This window comes from Eubacterium sp. SB2 (assembly GCF_001244405.1).
GTDB lineage: Bacteria > Bacillota > Clostridia > Lachnospirales > Lachnospiraceae > Faecalicatena > Faecalicatena contortus_B.
Map to the genome: position 1 here is coordinate 368603 of NZ_LN865152.1, position 23001 is coordinate 391603.

18 protein-coding genes are annotated in these 23001 nt (G+C 44.7%); 5 read left to right on the forward strand and 13 right to left on the reverse strand.

Annotation, left to right across the window (positions count from 1 at the left end; translation table 11 throughout):
• Positions 1 to 27: 27 nt before the first annotated feature.
• Complete coding sequence (locus tag BN1938_RS09150) at positions 28 to 816, reverse strand: carbon-nitrogen hydrolase family protein (protein ID WP_050640302.1); 789 nt, start codon at positions 814 to 816, stop codon at positions 28 to 30.
• Between the two features lie 44 nt (positions 817 to 860).
• Positions 861 to 2150 (reverse strand): cytosine permease, encoded by a 1290-nt coding sequence (locus tag BN1938_RS09155; RefSeq protein ID WP_050640303.1) that lies wholly within the window; start codon positions 2148 to 2150, stop codon positions 861 to 863.
• A gap of 209 nt (positions 2151 to 2359) precedes the next feature.
• On the opposite strand from BN1938_RS09155, the gene BN1938_RS09160 reads away from it, so the two are divergent.
• Positions 2360 to 3958: a PucR family transcriptional regulator gene (locus BN1938_RS09160; RefSeq protein ID WP_050640304.1), complete on the forward strand. Its 1599-nt coding sequence runs from the start codon at positions 2360 to 2362 to the stop codon at positions 3956 to 3958.
• A gap of 91 nt (positions 3959 to 4049) precedes the next feature.
• Here the strand turns inward: BN1938_RS09160 and BN1938_RS09165 are convergent, their stop codons facing one another.
• From BN1938_RS09165 to BN1938_RS09175, 3 genes are all read right to left on the reverse strand, one after another.
• Complete coding sequence (locus BN1938_RS09165) at positions 4050 to 4997, reverse strand: class II fructose-bisphosphate aldolase (protein ID WP_050640305.1); 948 nt, start codon at positions 4995 to 4997, stop codon at positions 4050 to 4052.
• A 31-nt stretch (positions 4998 to 5028) separates the two neighbouring features.
• Complete coding sequence (locus tag BN1938_RS09170; protein ID WP_050640306.1) at positions 5029 to 6153, reverse strand: carbohydrate kinase family protein; 1125 nt, start codon at positions 6151 to 6153, stop codon at positions 5029 to 5031.
• Positions 6154 to 6226: 73 nt separating this feature from the next.
• Positions 6227 to 7261 (reverse strand): TIM barrel protein, encoded by a 1035-nt coding sequence (locus BN1938_RS09175; protein WP_050640307.1) that lies wholly within the window; start codon positions 7259 to 7261, stop codon positions 6227 to 6229.
• A 295-nt stretch (positions 7262 to 7556) separates the two neighbouring features.
• Between BN1938_RS09175 and BN1938_RS09180 the strand changes: the two genes are divergently transcribed.
• Positions 7557 to 8492: an AraC family transcriptional regulator gene (locus tag BN1938_RS09180; RefSeq protein WP_050640308.1), complete on the forward strand. Its 936-nt coding sequence runs from the start codon at positions 7557 to 7559 to the stop codon at positions 8490 to 8492.
• 47 nt (positions 8493 to 8539) lie between these two features.
• On the opposite strand, the gene BN1938_RS09185 is transcribed toward BN1938_RS09180, so the two are convergent.
• The 3 genes from BN1938_RS09185 to BN1938_RS09195 form a co-directional block, all read right to left on the reverse strand.
• Positions 8540 to 10891 (reverse strand): beta-glucosidase, encoded by a 2352-nt coding sequence (locus tag BN1938_RS09185; protein ID WP_187376296.1) that lies wholly within the window; start codon positions 10889 to 10891, stop codon positions 8540 to 8542.
• 99 nt (positions 10892 to 10990) lie between these two features.
• Positions 10991 to 12346: an MFS transporter gene (locus BN1938_RS09190; protein WP_050640310.1), complete on the reverse strand. Its 1356-nt coding sequence runs from the start codon at positions 12344 to 12346 to the stop codon at positions 10991 to 10993.
• A gap of 130 nt (positions 12347 to 12476) precedes the next feature.
• A complete protein-coding gene (locus BN1938_RS09195) occupies positions 12477 to 14921 on the reverse strand; it encodes a glycoside hydrolase family 2 TIM barrel-domain containing protein (RefSeq protein ID WP_050640311.1) in 2445 nt (814 codons plus the stop codon).
• A gap of 294 nt (positions 14922 to 15215) precedes the next feature.
• Here BN1938_RS09195 and BN1938_RS09200 point away from each other — a divergent pair, with 294 nt between their 5' ends.
• Entirely contained in the window at positions 15216 to 16298 is a 1083-nt protein-coding gene (locus BN1938_RS09200) for an AraC family transcriptional regulator (protein WP_050640312.1), read from the forward strand.
• Between the two features lie 108 nt (positions 16299 to 16406).
• On the opposite strand, the gene BN1938_RS09205 is transcribed toward BN1938_RS09200, so the two are convergent.
• Together BN1938_RS09205 and BN1938_RS23360 are read right to left on the reverse strand one after the other, a co-directional pair.
• Positions 16407 to 18458 (reverse strand): beta-galactosidase, encoded by a 2052-nt coding sequence (locus BN1938_RS09205; RefSeq protein WP_050640313.1) that lies wholly within the window; start codon positions 18456 to 18458, stop codon positions 16407 to 16409.
• A 252-nt stretch (positions 18459 to 18710) separates the two neighbouring features.
• Positions 18711 to 18989 carry a uroporphyrinogen decarboxylase/cobalamine-independent methonine synthase family protein gene (locus tag BN1938_RS23360; RefSeq protein ID WP_050640314.1) on the reverse strand — a complete coding sequence of 93 codons (279 nt, stop codon included), beginning with the start codon at positions 18987 to 18989 and terminating at the stop codon, positions 18711 to 18713.
• Between BN1938_RS23360 and BN1938_RS24210 the strand changes: the two genes are divergently transcribed.
• Positions 18965 to 19135 carry an AraC family transcriptional regulator gene (locus tag BN1938_RS24210; RefSeq protein WP_082202926.1) on the forward strand — a complete coding sequence of 57 codons (171 nt, stop codon included), beginning with the start codon at positions 18965 to 18967 and terminating at the stop codon, positions 19133 to 19135. The genes BN1938_RS23360 and BN1938_RS24210 overlap by 25 nt on opposite strands.
• 89 nt (positions 19136 to 19224) lie before the next feature.
• Here the strand turns inward: BN1938_RS24210 and BN1938_RS09215 are convergent, their stop codons facing one another.
• The 3 genes from BN1938_RS09215 to BN1938_RS09225 all read right to left on the reverse strand — a co-directional run bounded on the left by BN1938_RS09215 (position 19225) and on the right by BN1938_RS09225 (position 20583).
• Complete coding sequence (locus BN1938_RS09215; protein ID WP_050640315.1) at positions 19225 to 19578, reverse strand: nucleotide pyrophosphohydrolase; 354 nt, start codon at positions 19576 to 19578, stop codon at positions 19225 to 19227.
• An 88-nt stretch (positions 19579 to 19666) separates the two neighbouring features.
• On the reverse strand, positions 19667 to 20122 hold the full coding sequence (locus tag BN1938_RS09220; RefSeq protein WP_050640316.1) for a hypothetical protein: 456 nt from the start codon (positions 20120 to 20122) through the stop codon (positions 19667 to 19669).
• Entirely contained in the window at positions 20119 to 20583 is a 465-nt protein-coding gene (locus tag BN1938_RS09225; protein ID WP_050640317.1) for a DUF3990 domain-containing protein, read from the reverse strand. Before BN1938_RS09225 ends, BN1938_RS09220 begins: the two co-directional genes overlap by 4 nt.
• Before the next feature lie 208 nt (positions 20584 to 20791).
• On the opposite strand from BN1938_RS09225, the gene dnaK reads away from it, so the two are divergent.
• Complete coding sequence (dnaK, locus tag BN1938_RS09230) at positions 20792 to 22558, forward strand: molecular chaperone DnaK (RefSeq protein WP_050640318.1); 1767 nt, start codon at positions 20792 to 20794, stop codon at positions 22556 to 22558.
• Positions 22559 to 23001: the final 443 nt, after the last annotated feature.

The following is a 23001-nucleotide window of genomic DNA, read 5'->3' on the forward strand; positions in this document are numbered from 1 at the left end:
CACACCGGGCAATTCTCATTCTGACATTTAAAATACTTTGCAGATATCGCCATACAGCCCGGGCATCCTATACTTAAGATAAGGTATTTCTTCCCGCCTTTGTTGTACAGTACTCCTGGTAAGTTCTATTTCCATTATCCCATCCTCGTCATTGCCAATGCAGCGCATGACCCGTCCCGATGGATCCACAATTGTTGAAAATCCGCAGCGTTCACTTTCATATTTTGCTCTATTCACTCCCGCTACATATAGTTGGTTTTCTGCCGCTCTTGACGCAAGCATAGTTGACCAGAATTCCTGATACGGATGCGGCCATGCACTTGGATAAATAATCAGCTGGGCGCCTTTCACAGCCAGTATCCTGCTCAGTTCCGGGAACCCCAGATCTCCGCACACGAGCAGGCCAATCTCCCAGCCCTTATACGTAAAGACCTCTATTGCGGAACCCGGTTCAAAAAATTCCCTTTCCTCCCCCCAAAGATGTATTTTGTCAAAGTAATGCAGCATTTTCCCATTTTCATCCCAAAAACACGCCGTGTCAAAATACTGTTCCTCTCGTTTGTCTGCAATCCCGGCAACAATTGCCAATTCATTTTCTATCGCCAGATCAGCAAAAAATGCTTTCTCGTCTATCGGCACAGTCCTTGTTTTTTCAAAATCATACCCTCTTACACAAAGTTCCGGAAAACAAATAATGTCAGTATCCTTTCCCTTTTGGGCCCGGATAATGGAACGGATTTTATTCATGTTATACTCCGCATTCCCCTCTGCCGCTCCCATCTGCACCATGGCTAATTTGATTTTCTTATCCTGCACAGCAAATCTCCTTCCTGCTTTTAAACCAGTTTATTATTTGGATGTTACGAATGACTCTTTTGATCATTGTGCTCCTGCTCTGTAACCCTCTCTTTTCCTTTTGCCCAGACACGGTATCCGTAATAAGTCGCCCCTGCCATAACAAGGCCGTTGACAGCAGAAACTCCTACCACAACGACAAATGAAGTGATATAGCATGTCACTGCCCCAATCACACAGCACACAATTCCTGCAACATTAAAATTGCTTTCAACTACATATTCCTTTTTATGTATAAGATAATATTCGACCCAGAGTATTCCCGCAATCGGACCATAAATCACGCTGATCAGATTAAGAAAACTCTGAAAATATTGGATCACATTTAACATAGCAAGAACCGTCCCTATCATACCCGCCACAAAGGTTAGCGTACTTCTTTTTTGTTTTGGGAAAATATTATTCAGCGCCAGTCCGCCAGAATATGCGCCGGTTAAGTTGGTTGACCAGGCGGCGCCTATCAAGATCACAAATGCAACCCAGTTAAATCCCAGATTAAACAGAACATCAACAATATTATATGACGGCGCAGTCATTGCAATAATAGCCGTTCCGGTCTCTTGAATTGCTGAAATTCCCCCGATTCCAATTATACTGATAATTGCAATATGGCTTTTCTTTTTCTTGCAAAATCTGGTATAGTCACTCGAAATAATTGCTCCGCACATGATAAGCCCGACAACCATATTTAAACCGCTCATAATCCCCATATGTTCTTTCGGAACATAACTCCAAATGTTGGCAAGGCCATATGTATTGGATGTCTTTATCAGCCCCCAGACAACAAGTATCAATATCGGAGGTATTAAAATATAATTGACCCACTTAATTGAATGGAATCCCTTTGCAGCAAAAATTGTCATTAATACGCCAACAATAATTACGATTAACTTGTAGTTACTAAACTGAGGAAAAATTTTTTGGATTGATAAAGCTGCCAGGCTTGTCTGAATGCCAAACCATCCGAACAGTGAAATACACATGGCCCCCGATACTAGAAATTTGTTTGCATACTTTCCAAATGCCATCTCCGTCAGTTTATAGGTAGTCAGCCCCTCTCTCATTCCGATAAGACCCTGAATGTAAAAAATAGTAACCAATATTAAGTTTCCTATAATAATGACGAATATTGATTCTTTTAGCGTTAGCTTCTCAATTAATCCCCCTCCCACCATAAGTGTAGAAACCGCTACATTCATACCCAGCATCGCAAAAAGAGGTCCTGATAACCCTTGCCGTTGTTCATCAGGGATTCGTTCTTGAGCGGCGCTTTCCTTTTGGATAACTTCTCCCATTTTCGCAACTCCTTTCTCTTTATTTTGTTTTTCTTTTTATTATGTGTTTATTATATCATGAACAAAACTATAACTAAGGTGTAAATGTGTACACAAATATAGTATATAAATATACAAATCATACATCATAACAGATTTAGATTTGAATTATTCGCTTATTCCTGATAAAATGTTCTAAATATCATAATATTCAAGGAGGTGCAGGAAGTATGAAAGTGCGTGATTTATTTGATTTAAATGCGGAAGTATTTAAAGAATTCCGGCTTCTGACCGGAGTTGGAGGGCTGGATAATGAGATAACGGATGTTGTTATTATGGAAGTACCAGACGGTATCTATTGGATTAATCCAGATAACTTCGTTATTACAACCGGCTATTCTCTTATGACAAACGAAGTTTCTATAGAAAATATGATTCAGCTCCTGATATCACGTAAAGCTGCTGCCCTGGGCATTAAAATCGGAAAATATATTGACAGTCTCCCTGAGAAAATAATCGCTTATGCAAATGAGCACAATTTCCCCATTATCAGCATTCCTCTCGCCTTTACCTACAACAGTATGGTGCTTCCCATTCTTAATAAATTAAAAGGCGAGGATAGTTATCAGTACTATATAGTCAGAAAACTTCACGAAGAACTAAGCTTATTAAAAAAGCATCATATTAACATCACTTCTTTCATCAGGCTGATTGAAGACTATACGAACCAGGAAATATTCTTATACTGGGAAAATAATTTAAGCCTTATCAATAATACTGACCGTGTAGACGACGCCTTACTGAAAAAAAGCATCCGTGAAAGCCTCTCACAGATATATGCAGCGGACCGCCCTTTTGAGATTTCATCAGATACGGCTTCCTATGCAATATTTAAAGTAGAAAGTCTGACAGAAGTGTTGGCTTTTCTCTGCATACGTATGGGATACGGACAGTCGTTAACTCCGATCAATGAAATCCTTATTAATGAAATTCTTCCAACTGCCTGTATATATTTATTGACTAACTTAAACAAATCTGCAAGATACTATAAATCCGCAGATGACTTTTTCTTAAATATTCTGGATGGAACATACACCGGAAATGAACTCAGATTAAAAGAAGATGCTTCCTATCTGAATATAGATTTTCAGGTCTCCCGCTTTGTCTGCGTCATTGACACAACAATTAAAACATCTGGAGAATTTCACATTTTTAAGGAAAAAATCATATCCTCTCTGCAAATATATACCTTCCATTACATTTGCCAAAAGCATGGATATCAAATCATTTTAATCTTTGAGCCGAAGAATTCTCAGAATATACAAAAAATATATGAACCTTGCTTCCAAAAGCTCGTAGGTGACCTCAAAAAAAGGTTCCCGGCAGAGCACTTTTCAGTTGGCGTCGGCAAAACTTGCCACACGCTGAAACATTTGAATTTTGCGTATGAGGAGGCCCTGTTCGCCTTAAAAATAGGTAAAAAACTCCATGCACAGCAGGACGGCATATACTTCTATGAAAACTTCATGATTTACCACCTGCTATATGAAATTTCAGGCCATCCAACCTTATCTAAAATTTATAAAAATACAATAGAACGCATCCAAAAATATGACCTTGAAAATAATACTGTGCTTCTTAAAACTCTTGAAATGCTGGTTGACTGCGATTTCAGCATTTCCCAAACCTCCGACAGGCTTTATATACACCGCAATACTCTTTATAAACGAATAAACAAGCTGAACTCGCTGTTAGATTTCGATATTGACAAATCCGAAAACCGGCTTATTCTGCAAATCGCCCTAAAGCTCCATAAAATCGGAGTTTAGTCGGCAGGCTTTAGTGCTGTCGATGGATGGGGCCGCAAAATGAATGGATAGCCGCAACCCCTTCATTTTGCGGCCGTGTCCGTCGACAGGACTAAAGCCTGCCGACTAAACTCCGTTTTACCTCCTCAACAACAGCCTGTACCAGGCGGTCCACGTCCATTTTCTCGTTATAATATGTGTTCACCGCTTTCCTTTCACTGCCAAACAGCTTCATCTTTTTCATTGATTCCTGCTTAACCGCCTCCACGGCTGCAGGAATCAAGTCAATAATCCCTTTATTCATATCACTGAATTTTTTAAATTCCGCCTCTACCGCAGCGATATTGATATCCGTAAAAATATTCACCTTGCTGATGCCCTCCGAAACAGCCTGTTTGAAATCAGAGTCCGTAAGGCCGGAGCCACCATGCAGTACAAGAGGGACATCCACGGTGTTTGCAATAGTCCTGATTCTCTCAAAATCTAATTTTGGCGGCAGCTTGTATGCTCCATGTGCATTTCCTACCGCGATCGCCAATGCATCTACTTTTGTCTTTTCCACATAATCCTTCGCCATCTTCGGTTCCGTATAAAACTGCTTCGGATCTGTCATATGAGAATTTCCTTCTGCAGATCCTTCATTATCTCCTACGTGTCCAAGCTCCCCTTCGATTGTAGCGCCGTAAGAATGGGCGATATCTGCCATTTCCCTTACTTTTTTTACATTCTCCTCATAGGGATCTGTAGAACAGTCATACATAATGGAAGAAAACCCTAATTCAAGTGCTTTCAGGCAAGTTTCCTTATGAAGGCCGTGATCCAAATGGATGACAACCGGCACATTTGCCTTCTTCGCCATAGGAATCAGGTAATATGACACCTCCTCCAGCGGTCCGTATGGAAACAGTACTTCCGCAGTGCCCATGATTACAGGCGAAGCCGTACTTTCCGCTGCACTTATAATTCCTCTTGCAAGTTCCAGATTTACCGCATTGAAAAGTCCTACTGCATAATGATTTTTTTTCGCAGGAATCAATACTTCATTTAAATTTACTAACATATTCCGCCTCCCTGATTTTTATGTGATCATTTTATGACCCGATTTTGTTCCATCCGTCATTTATTTTCTGTTCCAGTTCGTCAAAAGTCTGCAATCCGCTCAAAGCATCATAGGCCGCCACGCAGGAAGCACCGGTTGCCGCCGACAGCTGCAGTGTTTTCTCCAGAGGATATCCTTCCAGCATGGCAGTCAAAAATGCAGCGATGCTCGTGTCCCCGGCCCCGGTACCGGAAAGGATACGCTCCGGCACATAACTCTTTTCAAACCCTTCTTTGTCTGCCCAGCTGTTTAAATCCAGCCCCGCTCTGTTTCCTATATTCATGAGTGCCCTCCGGCCCGCGGTTTTATAATACATCCCGGGCGCACCGCATTTGATCAGAAGGACTTTGGCGCCGAATTCCATGCATTGTCTTCCCAGGGGCTTTATATCTTTTTCGATGTCCAGGACCTCTGTGATGTCCTTACCCGAAGCCCTTTCCTGCCATTGTTCGTAACGCTTCTTATCCAGCATAAAACAAAGTTCTTCCACGCTGGGCACAAAAAAGTCCACATAAGGCATGACACTTTCCAGAATCTTCTCCCAGTCAGCCCTGCCGGCTTCTGCATAAGGATCTACAGCCGCCATATCAAGGGAAGTTGCTGCACCAGCCGCTTTTGCACGTTTCATGATTTCGACCAATTCCGCCCCGTCATTTTCATACATAGATCTCATCAGCGGAGGATATCCGAAATGAAACAACGCTGCTTCCTCCAGCGCTTTCTGAGGAATGTCTGATGCCCGGAAGGAATGGTTTGCCCCTGGATTGTGCAGAAAGATGCGGTCAATCCCCGGAATTGCCAGGATCACCGTATAGGATGTGGATTCCTTTTCCGATAAAATCATTCCCGCCTCTGCATCATGCTTCTTTAAAATATTATAAACCATATCGCCAAATGCATCTTTTCCGATTTTCCCCATCAAAGTAACATCCGCACCGAGTATCTTCATTGCCAGTCCGGTGTTGGCTACGGCTCCGCCAGTGTGTACGTCCGCCTGCCCCATCTGTATCAGCCTGCCCGGAGAGAGCGTCTCGCTTAGCTGCTTTACCTTTTTATCAGGAAATACCGGCGTAATATCCAGACAAATATGTCCGGCTGCGATTACTTTTTTCTTCATAGCTGCCTCCTGTCTTTTTTTCTCATACGGAAAATGGGAGACCTTTTGATCTCCCTGTTTTCCGCGTCAAAACTTATTCGATTCCCATCAGAAGATTCATCACATACATTTCCAGCGCCTCAAAATCTCTGTTTTCAACACAATTTTTCTGGAAATCATAATCAAACTTATCCACCTTTTCTTCCAGAGCCTTAAATATCTTCAGGCTGTTTTCCAGATGTTTATAGCTGTCCTCATCCTTTGTCGTCCTCATGGCCTTGACGTCGAGGCCGACATACTCTCCGTTCACCCCATAGCCATTTTCCTTCAGGACCTTGACCTGATTGAATGCTGCGCGCAGATTCTCGACGCCAAATGATTTGTCCTGGTCATAACGGATTCCGTTCTGGTCATTCAGATGCACGGTCATCAGTTTTCCCATTGCCATCGCAAATCCAATCTCATTAGCCGGATCCAGCCCAGCCAGAATTGCGTGTGCACTCTCCAGGTTGCCGCCCACACGCGCCGGGTCTATCGTAGCCGCAGATACAGCCATGACATGTCCCATTGTTCCACAGATGCTTCTGTCAATCGGCTCATTTGGCTTCGGCTCGATGCAGACACGGATCTTCGGGTCATATTCCAGCATCTTATTAATTGCCTCAACCAGCATCTTTGTTGCCCAGACCGGAGATTTCGACTCTGCACACAGCGTTCCCTCTCTTGCAAGCCAGAGTACAATCATGTCACAGCCAAGTTCATTGGCGATATCTATCGAGCGGTAAGCCCTCCACATCGCATACTCTCTGTCTTTTTCAGATGTGCTCATGAATCCGCCGTCCTGTGTGTGATCATCCATCCAGAGGCGCGGCGCGACAAACTCTGCCTTTAGATCATATTTGTCCAGTGTTTTCTTCAGTTCGCGCGCCTTCTCTTTGATTTCCTCTTCCGTGTAATCATTGATGTTCGGCACTGCATCGTCATCGTGGAACTGCACCGCGGAAAATCCCAGTTCTGCAAACTTTTTGTACTTCTCCTCTGTCGGAATGTCCCTTCTTGTTGCCGGGCCATAAGAATCTGCTCCTGTATGTACATTCCAGGGACCGACTGAAAATTTGAATTTTGTCATAATAATTTTTCCTCGCTTTCATAAAAAATAGGCTTTAGCGCTATTATTAGCGCTTTTTACGGGAATACCGCACGCCCTTAACTGCTGTATCCTAGTTATATCAGAAACAGCAGGCAGAAAAATGACTATGTTGCGATTTTTTTTGTTGTTTATTGTTTTCACGTAGTGTATCATAAAGCCAGAACCCACGCAGTGAGCAGCGGGGTATCGGACCCTCACCGCAACCAGTTCAGACGTTTCTGCACTGTTACGCATAGCCTGCAGGAATAAAGTGTATTTCAGGGAGAATCAAGACATGGTAAAAAAGGAAGAATTTGAAATTGTACAGCATACAATGATGAACTATCTGGAAATCTTTCTGGTAGAAATGACTGCCCGCAGTCCTCACGGGCACGGAGACCTGGAAATCGGCATTCTTCTGGATGGGAGCCTTACACTTTTCACAGAGTTTAAACAGCATGAACTGCATGCCGGGGATATCTATCTTATCAACAGGTATCAGATCCATTCTTTTTATAATAATGGCAGCCAGAACCAAATACTGGCGTTTCAGATTCATCCCGACTTTTACCGCAGAATTGATTATCAGCTCGGTTTCCTTCGTTTTGATAGCAATATTATTCGAAGCGGTGAACTGCATGACGCTCTGTACCAGACTTTACTTTCCTGTGCCGCTTCCTACTTTTCTTCTTCCGCCCACAATGCCATCAAGTGCTCCAGCCTGCTTCTGGACGCCATTTACCGGCTGCTGACAAGCACGAATTATACAATTGCGAGTGAAAAAGAATCCGCCACCGCAAAAAACAACTCCAGACGCCTGAACCGGATTACAGACTACATCTCAGAACACTACATGGAACATATTGCTCTGCAGGATATCGCCGCCCTTGAGAATATCACCACCTATCATGCTTCGCATTTCATCACGCAGATGCTGGGGATTTCCTTTCAGGAATATCTGAATAATATCCGGTTCGAGCACGCCTTCCAGTTGATCTCCAAGTCCGATCTGCCAATACTGGACGTCTGCCTTGAGACAGGATTCTCCAGCAGCAGGTACCTCAATCAGATGTTCATGAAAAACCTTGGGTGCAGTGTAAAAGAGTATCGAAAAAAGCAGAAAAAGCCGCGCCTGATTGGCGCAGCTCTCCCTACTGACAATATTCAGAACCGGTATACATTTGAACAGGCGGCTTTTGTTCTGTCCCGCATATGGAATATGTGTAAATAGTAAAAGGCTTTATTTATAGTAACAGTTCAGACAGGCCTGAATTGTTACTATAAATCCTCAAATCTTTTCAGTATATATTCATATTTCTGCTCAATTTCCGCTTTTGCCACCCCCTTCTTCACCAGTTCGGGGATTACCAGTGTCTGCCATATGTCACTCCAGATTTTATCCGGTGCAAATACAATTGCCGCATTTGCCACCTTTAAAATGTCTGCCTGTATTGTATCGTTAATCACTGTAACCGCGCGGTCATTGGCTACAATTTCACCTATACCAGTGCTGCCGCCCAGTCCAAACGGATTCTCGCAGACCACTGCTATTCTTTTGGCAGTCATAATATTCCTTGAAGAATTGCCGGCCAGAATGTCGAACTCACCCGGTTCTGTCACCCACTGTGCTTTTTCAGGAGAATAGCCTGCAAAGGATTTTTTATTCAGAGAAATCTGTACTTCCTTTTCTTCGCCAGCCTTTAAAAACACTTTACAGAATCCTTTCAATTCCTTTTCCGGCTTATCTAATTTGGATACCACATCATGCACATAAACCTGCACCACTTCGCTTCCGTCCATAGCTCCGGTATTTTTTACCCTTATGCGAACCTGTACATCCTGCTCCTCCACATTCGTTTCTTCGGGAACAGACAGTTTCGTTATCTCAAATGTCGTGTAAGATAATCCATATCCAAACGGGTACAATGGCTCTGTCTGTTTTGTATCATAATACCGGTATCCCACATAAATCCCTTCTCCATACCACACTTCCTTGTTTTCTCCCGGAAAGTTTTTATAAGTCGGGCAATCCCTGTAATATTTAGGATATGTAAGCGGCAGCTTGCCGGATGGATTTACCTTGCCGAACAGGATATCTGCCAGTACTTTTCCTCCCTGCATTCCGGGATAGTATGCACAGATAATGGCCGATAGCTGCTCTTCCCATTCCATCAGACTGACCGGTCCCGCCGTATTCAGAATCAATATAACCTTTCCACCGGCTTCCTTAGCCTCTGCAAGTGCCTGATTGAGAGCCGCCTTATCCTCTTCATCCATATCCATGTGAGGGCGGTCTGCGCCTTCCTGTCCGTTGGCACCAACCGTAACCACCCAGATATTGGTATCCACCCCCGCCTTTCCATATGTAACTTTTTCCGCCCCGATCAGTTCTGCCGCACAATCATATGGGTTGGTCAGCAGGCTGGTATCGACGCCTGCACTTCCGGCCCCGCTTCCTGAAAAAGCCTGGCTGCGATTTCCATAAAATGCAACATTCACATTCTCTGCCAGCGGAAGCACACCATCGTTCTTCAGCAGGGTGATTCCTTCCCTGGCTGCATATTCTGTTGCCTTTACTGCATGTTCCATCTGAAAAGAAGGCCTTTTACCAGTCATGGCAGGAAGTGTCAGAATTACCTTAAGGAAATTCCGTATGCATAAATCCAGAGTTTCTTCCGCCAGTCTCCCCTCTTCCACAGCCCTGACAATACATTGAATTCCCCGCGGTCCGGGCATAGCCAGGTCATTGCCCGCAGCAATTGCTTCCACCTGGTCATAAGCCCCAGACCAGTCAGAGACTACCATTCCTTCGAATCCCCATTCCTCCCTTAGCAGTTCCATTAAAAGCCAATGGTTCATGGCGCATTCTTTTCCGTTAATTTTGTTATAGGCTGACATCACCGTGCGGCTCCCTGCTTCTACACAAGCTTGAAATCCCGGCAGATAAATTTCCCGCAGCGCCCTCTCCGGAATATGCTCTTCCACCCCCATACGGTCTGTTTCCTGATTATTCGCCGCAAAATGTTTGACACTGGCTGCCACCCCTTCCTGCTCGATCCCTTTTACAAAATACGGAGCTAAAGCAGATACAAGATACGGATCCTCGGAGTACCCTTCAAAGCACCGGCCCCCCAGCGGATCCCTGTGAATATTCACATTTGGTCCAAGAATCACATCCACGCCTTTTGCGCCCATTTCCTGTGCTAATGCCTTTCCACATGCATAAACTGCTTCCGGATTCCAAGTCGCACCCAGACACATCCCCGGTGGATAACAGCCAAATTCCCCGTAGGCGGGAGGCTCTCCGTTCTGTTCCTTTTCTGCGGCCATCATCTGCAATTTTCTAAGTCCCAGCAGCAGGCCTCCCATACCGCCAAAACTTTCCCGGGTTAGGCTTTCTCCTGATTTTTCCAGTTCCTTAGATACTGTTTTAAATGCAAGCTCTGCTCCATACTGCATGGAATTAAAACCTGTTGCCCCATCCAGCATAAGCACTGCCGGAATTCCGTATTCTTCCATCGGCTCTGTAGCAAACGGACTGCCGCCAGTGACAATCCTTGCTTTTTCTTCCAGTGACATCTCACAGATAATCTGTTCAACCGATGTTTTATCTGTTAATTTCGTTCCCATAATCTTCTTCCTTTCCATTGTGAGTATCTCTTACAACTCTTCCTTATATAATTCTGAATACTGATTGCGAAAAGCTTGCGGAGTCATATCATTGAACCGTTAAACTGAATGTTCTGCATCCCAATCTCTATTCGCCTTCTCAACCTTCAGCATTTTCACAATTCCCTTCATTAAAATTACAACAATAAACGGAACAACCGCATAGGATACCTTAATCATATTGACTGCGGCTGCTGTCTGCATTGCTGCCTGCCCGTCGAATCCGCCCGCTGCAAGAAGCCATCCGGCTGCCGCCGTACCAATTCCTCCTCCGACTTTGATTCCAAAAGAAGAGCAGCTAAACATCATCCCATCGAGCCGTTTATCCTGAGTGCGGTATGTATAATCGCTGGATTCAGATATCAGCGCATTTAAGCTTCCCACAAGCGGTCCTGTACAGAACCCGTTCAACAGGAGCGTAACCAGCATCAGCCCCTTGTTTGCCATAAATGCAAAAACCATGAACAGGCCGCGGAAAATGATTGCTCCATCGTAACCCAGATTAATAATCTTATACATTCCTTTCTTCTTCACAAGGGCCGGCGTCACTGCCAGTACGATAATCATGGGCAGAAGGGTTGCCAGAGTGAATGTGCCTAGCAGGGACGGCTGTTCGAATACATAGGTCATATAATATATGCCTACCGTCTGTGTAACTCCCATCATGCCATAGTAAAGGACATAGATAGCCAGAATCATAAGATAAAATTTATTTTTTACAAGAATCTTTATTCCTTCGACTAGTGAAACCTTTTCCTGCACCTCTGCCTTTTCCCCTAAAAGCTCTTCTTCCGGAAGTTCCCTGATACTAAGGACACTGATTGTATTAATAATTAGCGCAGCAACAGCGAAAATGACTGCAACCGTCTTCCAGCCTTTTGCTCCGCCTCCAAACTTCTCAACTAAGCCCACCGTAACACTTGCTACAACCAGATTGGTCAGCAATGAAAATATGAAACGGATGGATCCGAGCTGTACACGTTCGTTTGCGTTCTTCGTCGTCAGGGATGTCAGAGACGAATATGCTATATTACTGGCTGTATAGAATACTACATTCATCAGTGTATAAGTGATAAAGAAATACACATACTGCATATTTGCACCCATATCCGGTATCGCAAAAAGCATGACCATTGCAATCGAAACACCAAATTGCGATCCAAACATCCACGGGCGCGCTTTCCCCATTTTCGTTTTTGTCCGGTCAATAATCATACCGAAGATAATATCGGACACGCCGTCCAGTAATTTTGAAACCATAATCAGGGTTCCGACAATCCCGGCATTCAGCCCCACCGTGTTGGTCAGGTAGATCAGCACGAAGCTTGTCACCAGACCATAAGAGCAGTTTGCCGCCACATCGCCAATGCCATACCCCAGTTTATTATTCCACTTTAGATACCTTTTTTCTTCCATCTTACATCCTCCTCATTCGCTTGTCATAGTAGTGTCAGACATAACGTGTCTTAATTTACATTCGCTTATTCTACATTTGTCAAATGTAACACGCTATCAAATTTGCGACTCAAATATCAATTCTTTTACTTTACTTTGCCTCAACCAATGCAGAAGCTGTCCCCAGCCCCTCTGACATGGCTGTAATCCTGACAAACCCTTTCTCCCCATTGCTTTTTACCACTGCCAGCACGCGGCCATGCCACGTCGTATAGCTTCCGTCCGAGAACTTTTCCGTAGTCTCCGGATTGCCGCTTCCCACTGCCAGCAGCGTCCCTGCGCCTTCCACAGAAAAGCTTACTTTTTTATCCGTCATCATTTTCAGGGTTCCGTTCTTATCTGTGATATGGACTGCCACATATAACAGATCTTCACCGTCTGCCTTGATTTGTGTTTCTTCCGGCAGTATCGTCAGCACAGACTCCTCTTCAGCAGTTAGAAGCTCTGACCTGGCTATCTCATTTCCATCTTGATCATAGCTGACGGCTTCAAGCCTGCCTGCCTTATACACGGTCTTAAATTCACATCTGCATGATTTCAGCGGTACTCTTCCAAGAGATTCTCCGTCCTGAAAAAGCTCTGCGCTCTCACCTATGCTATAAACTTCTATCTCTGCTGCCTTTCCTTCCTGATTATCCCATGTCCAGCAATTCAGTGAATCTGTCAGCCTCCAGCGGCCAAGCGTGTAATCCTCTCCTGAATGAATTACCGGTCTTACCCCGATATACGGCCTTTTGTAAGCTCCCCACAGCACAGCCGTATAATAGGCCTGGCTCTCTGGGAATCCCGTCAGGTCCACTGAACCGCATGCCGCCGTCAGGCAGGGATACTGCTTGGAAAACGGAGCCTCTTTTGTCCCATATACCGGCTGCCCGACGCCTGCTTCCCCCAGATAATCCCATGCCGTCCACATGAAATCACCGATGACATACTCGTGGTCTGATACATAAGCCCAGTTAGAATCCATTCTGCTTGGGAAGGTTTCTGTACTAAGGATAACCCGGTCCGGTGCCAGTTCATGTGTTCCTTCATACAAATTCTGGCCATAGTTATATCCCACAATATCCACATAATTGATGCATTCCCCAATCAGTGCTTCCAAACTTTCCGGTGTAATAGATGCCATAATCTTCGGGAGCAGGGTGATAATATCATTTACTTCGGCGCTGCCCAGATTCTTCTCTTCTGTATCTTTATCCTCACTTTTTTCTCTATCCATTCCATAACTTTCTTCTTTATCCTTCCCGGCACTCTTTTCAGTTTCCAGCGCCGCCCTTTCTGCCTGCCTTGCTGCAAGCACAGATAACATACTGTTAATCGCTATGGTTGTTGGGCGTGTATCGTCCAGCTGATGGAACAATTCATTGAGATCTTTGGATATTGCTGCACCAACGGGTAGTCCGGTATCCGTTATCTCATTTCCCACACAGTACATGATTACGCCCGGATGGTTATAGTCCTTAGAAACCAGTGCAGCTACATCCTTTCTCCACTCCTGTTCAAAACACTGCGCATAATCATACGGTGACTGCGGAAGCTTCCACTGGTCAAATGTCTCATCCATCACATACATTCCCAGTTCGTCACAGACATCCAGAAAATTCTTCCCCGCAGGATTGTGAGAGTAGCGGATGGCATTATACCCCAGCTCTTTCAGTTTCTTAACACGCCGGTATTCCGCCTTATCATACGAACACGCTCCCAGTATTCCGTGATCATGATGGATGCAGCCTCCCTTAAGCTTTATCGTTATCCCGTTAATACGGAATCCTCCTTTTGCATCCCAGGCCAGCATGCGGATACCGAATCTGTCATCCGCCATATCTATTATTTCATCTTTATTCCTCAAGATAGCGCAAACAGTATACAGGTTTGGTTCTTCCGCACTCCACAGTTCTGCATCAGGAACAGTAATTACTGCTTTTTCCCCGTCTTTCGAAGAAATTGTTGCGGATGCAGCATTTCTTCCTTCCCGGTATATTTCCACTTCTATCTGCATCCCGCCTGCATGTTCTGTTTCTACGGCAACCTCAATGACTGCGGGAGCAATGGATACCGTTTTTACTTTTATCCCTTCCGGCCTTATGTGTGCCTTTGCGCCGGTCCAGAGATTAACGCTTCTGTAGATGCCGCTTCCGGAATACCATCTGGAATTCGGTGTCTGCGAATTGTCAGCCACTACCTTCACTTCATTATTTTCCCCAATCTTAACCTTGCCTGACAGATCTACATAGAAATTGGTGTACCCATAGTACCATCCCCCTACATGTTCTCCGTTCAGATAGATCGTGGAATTCATATATACCCCTTCGAATTCCAGCAGGACTTTCTGGCTGCGGAAGGATTCTTCCCCCCATAATGTTTTTGTATAAATATATCTGCCTCCCGGGTAAAATCCCGTCGCATTGCCATTTGCTATATCCGGGCTGCGTTCCTCAGTCAGCATGGCATCATGGGGAAGGTCAATCTTTTCTTTCTCTTCCTCATACCCATCCTTCCAAAAATACCAACCGTCATTGAACCTTTGTTTTTTCATTCCTGCTCCTTTCTTTCTACATTGCATGCTATTTTTTTAATCTATTTCTTTCGTCTGCCAATATTGTATATTTCCAAAAATGATCCTACAATGTCACCATCCGGACGAAACGAAATCATTCTGTAACATATCCCGTCTAAAGTTAAAATTTTTAAAGAATCATCGTGGTTAAAGCAGTTATATGTGTCATAAATCGTTGAGTATGCATCACTTTTGTATCATATTTCGTCTTATTCATATCTTTGTTCATTAAAATATGTTACTATGATCCAAACAAGAACAGGAGGTACCCTCATGCCTATTTCCATTACACCTGGGTTAAAAAGTGACGGTACGGATCTGGATCACATCATTTCCTTCCACGACACTCAGGATCCTTTCACTTTTTATCAGCAGATTAATACAACTTTTATGATTCTTCTTATGGCTATACATCCAGATGACCTGAATGGGAGTGTATATTCCGTATTTACACCTGAGGCCCAGTTTAACGGCTCCATTTCCCAATCCATCAAAGGTCGCAGTAAAAACAGCATGCACCAGCACAACTGTTTTGAATTCACCTATGTTCTGCAAGGTAATATGTACCAGATTGTGGAGGGGAAACGCTATCTCTATACTCCCGGAAGCTGCTGCCTTATGAACCGCAATACACTGCACACGGAAGATACTTCAACTGATTTTGTTTGTATTTTCTTCTCTGTTTCCTCTGATTTTGTTAAGAGACTAAAGAATTACGGTAATTCCATGCTTTTCCCACAGGAACAGAAGAGGTTTGACAACCTGATTTTTCATTTTATGGAAGAAAATATGGAAGAAAACCATAAGAATACCAAAGATTTTCTGGACTTCGTTCCACGCATCACCCAGACCCAGCAGGTGATTATGGTACATGATATTTTTGAGAAGATGCTGAAAACCCTGTTATCCCCTTATTATGGAGCAACATACCGGCTTCAGGATTTGTTTTTTAAGCTGATTGATATTTTATGCAATCCGACGTATTACAATGTTATGCACGTAACAACAAAAAGCAGCATGGATTCACTGCTGTTTGCCAGAATCGGCCAGCTTCTGGAGGAACATAAGGGTCGCATCAGCAATAAAGAGCTGGCCCGGATCTTGAATTATGACGGGACTTACCTTGGGAAGATTGTGAAAAAATATACAGGGCAGAGCCTGTTCGACTACAGCATGAACTTTACGATGCGTGCTGCCGCGGATATGCTTAGTAACACGAAAAAAAGTGTGTCCGGGATTACTGCAGAACTGCAGTTTACCAATCGTACACACTTTTATAAGATATTTCAGGAACGGTACCATATGACGCCGAAGGAGTATCGGGATTGCCGGCAGGCTCATCATAGAAACTGCTAAATCCAAAAAGGTACTAAGTACATGACTGCAAATTCATTGCCGCAATATGCTGCTCTACAAGAGCAGCATATTGCGCTGCGCTGAGGCTTGGAAATAATGCTGCCCCTTTTAAGCTACCTCATATACTGCCGTCCCAAAAGCCGGAATAACCTGCCGTCCCTCCTGCCATTCTCCTGTATACAATAGCTGCATCTTCTGCTTCAGTTCAACCACAGCTTCCCCAGCGCAGAAGTTCAAAACAAACAGGAATCTTCTTCCTTCCTTCCTGCGCATGATAATCTCCACATCCTCCCCTGCGTTTACCAGTTCCGCATACGGTTCAGCCGCTTTCGTATACTCCAGCAGCATTTTTACATTTTCCTGTGAAAATGTGCTTCCAAGATGCAATACTTTTCCGCTGCCCACATGGCGTTCAATGAAAGCCGCTTTTCCCGCATAATAGCTGTTTTTATAAACAGCCAGTACCTTACCGCCGGCAGGCTCCATAATATCATTAAATACCGGCATTTGCATCTCGCGCCCGTTCCAATCTGCATACACCGGCCGCTCCGCAGGACTTGTAAAGGTATATTCTTTTACATCAGAACCGGTCAATTCTGCCAGAAGCCCCGGCAACGGCTGCATCACACATTTTCCGTTCATATCCTTATATCCGGCCATGCAGCCAATAATCAGCGTGCCGCCCTGTTCCACATAAAGCTTCAGTAATTCCATGCGCTCCTTATTCACGATAACCGGATGCGGATAGAATAGAACCGGATACCTTTTCAACTCATCCAGTTCGCTGCCGCGCTGCAGATAAACCACATCATAAGGGGTATGGGACTTTTCCGCCGCAGCAAAAATCTCATTCTCACTATACTTACTAATTCTTTGATGCCATGCATCCACTTCTGCATCCAGTACATTATCGAAATCTTTTAAGACTGCAAAAACCGCCGCATAGTCCGCTCCGCACAGAGATTCCAGTGTCCGAAGTTTTTGATAAAAGTCCTCCACTTCCGCCAGCTTCCGATTATCTCTGTTATCATGATCTAAGATTCCGTGCCAATACATTTCGGTTCCAAACGTGCAGGTACGCCAACGAAAAAATGATATAAAATCTGCGCCATGTGCCACACTCTGCATTGCCCAGAGCGTCAGCTGCCCCGGACGCGGAGCCGGCCCTTCCATTCTGGTTGTCCAGCCGTTGGCCCCAGCCTGCTGCTCCATGATTCCAAAATGCGGGCAGATTGACCGCACTTCTGTCAGATGCTTCGACCACTTCCTGTCATTCAGATCCTGTGATTTCAGAGGTTCCCGGTCCAATCCATAGGCAAAACTGGGGTACGAATCATACATATATACATCCAGGCATTCTTCCATCATCCGATGGTTATCCACATGGTCGAACATTCCGTTCGTCATCACAAAATCTTCCGGTTTTTTATACTTACGGATGATCTCCGCCTGCATGCTGCAGTAGGAAAGTGTACTGTAGGAAATAAACCGGTAATAATCCAGATGCATATGTGGGTTCACGGCTCTGCTCAGTGTCGGCCGCGGCACATAAATCTGTTCCCATTGTGTATAGGTCTGATTCCAGAATACAGTTCCCCATGCTTCATTCAAAGCATCCAGCGTCTTATATTTCTCCTTCAGAAATACGCGGAATGCCTCAGAATCCGCATCGGAATAGAATTCGGAAACCTCACAGTTCAGCTCATTGTCAATCTGCCATCCCACAATCGCCGGATGCCCGCCATAATGTGCGGCAATTTCCGTTACCACTCTTGCTGACAGTTCCCTGTACACCGGCGCATTATAATTATAATGCCTTCTGCCGCCATGGCGGTACAAAACGCCCTCCATACTGCTGTTCAGCACTTCCGGATATTTTTCCGTCAGCCATGCCGGCGGCGTTGCTGTGGGGGTTCCGAATATGACTTTCATTCCCTTCTGCTGGCACAGCTCTAAAAAATCGTCAAAAAATGAAAATGTAAAGCTGCCTTCCTCCGGTTCAAATTTATTCCATGCAAACTCCGCAATACGAATCACTGTAATTCCGATATCCAGCATCCGTGTCAAATCCGCTTCCCACAGCGCTTTATCCCAGTGCTCGGGATAATAGCACACGCCCATTGTCATTTTGTTCCATTGAAAATTCTGCTTTTTCTTCATATCTCCGATTCTCCGTTTCCTGCATAAGCTGCCAGTTATTTTACGATGTACTGGTATAGTAGTTTTATTCCTAAGGCCATGAACTGCGGTATGCTCTCAGGATTTGAAAAACAAATATATCCTCTTCCTTTATTTTATAGAATAGAAAACGGAGCGAAAAGAGAGAAATCCGAACATTTATAAATAAATGGGCATGTCAGAAATCCATGACTTCTGACACGCCTGTTTATACTGCTTCGGTACACAACCTCTTCACCGTTTTACTTCATCCCATGTTCTGAACACCGTGTACACATTATCCGGTTTTGCTCCCGGACCGAATTCACACTGTGCGATACACCCGCCGTCTGACCATAGCCTTTCGTATACTGCTTTGACCGCATTTTCTATATCCTCTGTGCTGCCTTCGGGCAGAAGATGCTGTCTGTCAATCTCTCCCCAGAATGTAATCTTTCCCTTATATTTTTCCAGCTGTTCCAGACCGATACAGAATATCTGTGTATTAAATGCATCAAGCCCCAGTTCTATCATTCTGGGAGGGTCCGAAGAATACGGTGACAGATGTGGCCTACCAGTTGAACTTTTCCTCAAGCAATCATTTTTCTTCGGTGTTTAGAAAGTATACGGGATGCACGCCTACCTATTTCCGGCGCCATCGTTTCTCTAATATTTATTAAGCAGAATTTTGGTATTACAGGCAGGGGACTGATGCCTCCTGCCTCAGACTGTAGAAAACTAAGTTAAGGGAGAGCCTATTGCTCTTTGATTATGGATTAGCTGAAATTCTATTTTCCGCGGCCGGATATTTCTTTGCATTCTTTTCCGCCTTGTCTTCCACCGCCCGTGCCAGATCGATGTCAAAGTGTTTACATATACGGCAGAGATACCAGAAGACATCAGCAATCTCTTCCTGCAGATGTTCAAATTCCCTGGGATCTTCCTTTACACTGTCCGCTTCATCAGAATGAAGCCACATAAATATTTCCGCAAGTTCTGCTGCCTCAACGGTGAGAGCCATCACAAGATCCTTAGCGTTCTGATCTTTACGCCAGCCCCGGGCGTTTGAAAACTCCTGAATATACTCCTTAATCTCCGCCAGTGTTGTCACTTTGTCTTTCATTTGTATCATCCTCATTTCCTAATAGTCTTGTAATTCAGTACATACTCACTCAGCGAGTCTGCGGCATAACCGCAGAATAAGGAATCAGCTATTCGATCTTTCCGTCCAGAAACGCCTGAAGGATATTCTGGGGATTTTCATAGTAAAAACTACTGTTATAATCGTCAATTTTCCCGCTTACAAATGAATGGTACGCTAAAAATAATGCATCTATGACAGATACCTTCTTCTCCTTTGCAATCCCAAGTATCAGACGTTTATATACTTTACCTATATCCCAATGAGATGGAATAGAATATCCGCATTCTCCCACATTGTCAAATGTCCCCTTTAATATACCCGCTGCCGCAATAAACTGATCACTTACATCCTCAATATTATCACTATGGTAGATATCCGCCAGCTCATACATCTTTTCAATGCCCTTCCGCCCTAATGCATCAACTACATCCCTTCTCGTATTTAAGGTTTTTCTTGAAATATAGTCGATCAGACTACATACAAAAAATATATCATTTGCAGCCTTCTCTTCCCTTCCTGTCATTTTAATATCACCTCCGCTTTCCGAAATTCCAGACAACTTATTGCCTCTTCTGTACAAAAATTTATCTGATGGGTAGGGTACTTAAATTTTGCCATAATCCAGAATTGTTCTCTTGTAATAACACCATCCATATAATCTGCAATAAAGTTGTAAATCTGGTCATTTGCCATTGCACCTATGACAATGTCATGACTATGGGCTTTTCCTTGTCTGCAGCCTATAATAAAATCCAGCCACTCCTCTGACATATCTTCAAATTCAACAATGTCCAGCGCAGTATTTAACCTCATATCATAGATATTAACTATTGGCGTATCATACCTTTTCGCCCAGCGCACTGCCTGTTCTTTTATTAAAGTACAATAAAACCCCGGGCCAAAATCTTTTGCATATCTCCCTCTTATAATTTTAGGTTGAGGTATTTCTATATAACCTCCGTGATAAACTGTCATTTTTCCCATATAACCACCTCACTTAGATGATACACAATTCTTCATACACCACATCCAACTTCTAAATATAAGCATATCACCGGCCGCCCCATCTGGCAAGCCGTCTCTAGCTCACATTTCCCTTCACATTTTACTCTTTTTTTAGGAACCAATCACATTCCCGACATATTTTGCCGCTATACTCAAAAACAACCATAGAGAAAAGGAAGGATTTACTATGTCCAGAGCAATCGGTATTGATTTAGGAACTACGAACAGCTGTGTTGCAGCAATCGAAGGCGGCAAGCCCGTGGTGATCGCCAATGCGGAAGGTATGCGGACCACTCCGTCCATCGTCGCTTTTAAGAATGACGGCGAACGCCTTGTCGGAGAAAGCGCCAAAAGGCAGTACGCACTGAATCCCACAAGAACCATTTCTTCCATCAAACGCCACATGGGCACTGACTACCGCGCCCGCATTGACGGAAAAGATTATTCCCCTCAGGAGATCTCCTCCATCATATTAATGAAGCTAAAAAAAGACGCAGAGCAATATCTCGGCCAGCCCGTTACGGATGCGGTCATTACGGTGCCCGCCTATTTCAGTGATTCCCAGCGCCAGGCAACCAAGGATGCGGGAAGGATCGCGGGCCTGAACGTACTGCGGATTATCAATGAACCAACCTCTGCTGCCCTTGCCTATGGGCTTGATAACGGGGAGCCTCAGAAGATTATGATATATGATTTCGGCGGCGGAACGTTTGATGTGTCTATTATCGAAATCGGGAACCAGGTCATCGAGGTGCTTTCCACCAATGGGGATAATCACCTGGGCGGTGATGATTTTGACCAGCGCCTGACGGACTATATCGTTAAGACCTACAAAAAGCAGGAGCGGATTAATCTGGAAAAGGACTTTTCGGCGCTTCAACGAGTCCGCGAGGAATCCGCCAGGGCAAAGATCAGCCTTTCTTCTGCAGCACAGACTGATATCAATCTGCCATTTATCACAACAGATAAGAAGGGCGAGCCAAAACATCTGCAGATGACCATCACCCGCGCACAGTTTGAGGAACTGACCAGTGATCTCGTGGAGCGGACAGCAGGCCCGGTGAATACCGCACTGAAAGATGCCGGCATTCGTGCAGCCGACCTTAGTAAGGTCATTATGGTGGGAGGCTCCACACGGATTCCCGCAGTCCAGAATAAAGTAAAGCAGCTGACAGGCCTTGAGCCCTCGAAGTCCCTGAACCCGGACGAATGCGTTGCCCTGGGAGCGGCAGTCCAGGCAGAAAAGCTCAGCGGAGGGGCGGCACTGGTAGAAGGCTCTTCCGCTTCGGAAATCATTCTCATGGATGTCACACCGCTCTCTCTTTCCATTGAAACAGTAGGAGGCGTGGCAAATGTACTGATTCCTAAGAATTCCGCTATTCCCACTAGGAAAAGCAACATTTATACAACCGCCGCCAACTTTCAGACTTCTGTAGATGTTAAAATCTATCAGGGTGAGCGTAAATTTACACGTGACAATAAGCTGCTCGGTAATTTTAAACTATCCGGAATCAAGCGTGCCCCTGCCGGAGTTCCGCAGATCGAAGTCACCTTTGATATTGATGCAAATGGAATCGTCAATGTGTCTGCTAAAGACCTGGGTACCGGCAAACAACAGCAGATTACAATCACGTCCAGCTCTAATCTGTCCGAGGCTGAGATACAGAAGGCCATGGCCGACGCCAGATTTTATGAGAGCCAGGACAACAAACGGCAGGAAAACATTGATATCCGTAACGAAGCGGAAAAGCTTGCATTCCAGGTAAGCCAAAGCCTGAAAGATTCTAAAAAAGATATGGAGAAGAACGAGTACAAACAGATCAAAGCTGATCTGAATACGCTTCAGAAACTGCTTGGAAAGACAACCATTGAAAAAATTACCGACCAGCAGGCCGGAGAAATAATGGCAGCCAGGGAAACGCTGGAGAGAGCAGCGGCGGAGCTGCTTTCCTAAATCCCAAGCAGATTTTCTTTTTCGGAGAGGGGGGCGCGAAAGGAAGGGATCTACGCAAGCCGTCCAAGTGCACATATGCCGCTGCTAAATGCGGACACGGACCTAAGAAATTCTAGGAATCCGACAACCGCGAAAGTGGGGTACGGGATGACACATCACGTGAAATCTGATGATTTCTCGCGCTGGGTCATCCGATTTTGTGATTCGGAGATCACAAAATCCCCCCACTTTCGCGGCTGTCGGATTCCAAGAATTTCTAAGGCCCGCTTTAGCATTTTGCAGCGGCATATGTGCACTTGGACGGCTTGCATAGATCCCTTCCTTTCGCTGGGTGCATCCAATCGGTAGGAATGGTTGTCAGCTGGGGGGCTCCTTTATGGGGGCAGCGTATGGATTCGCTTGGTGGTACAGCATAATCCCGGTACATGGGATATTTTATTCCA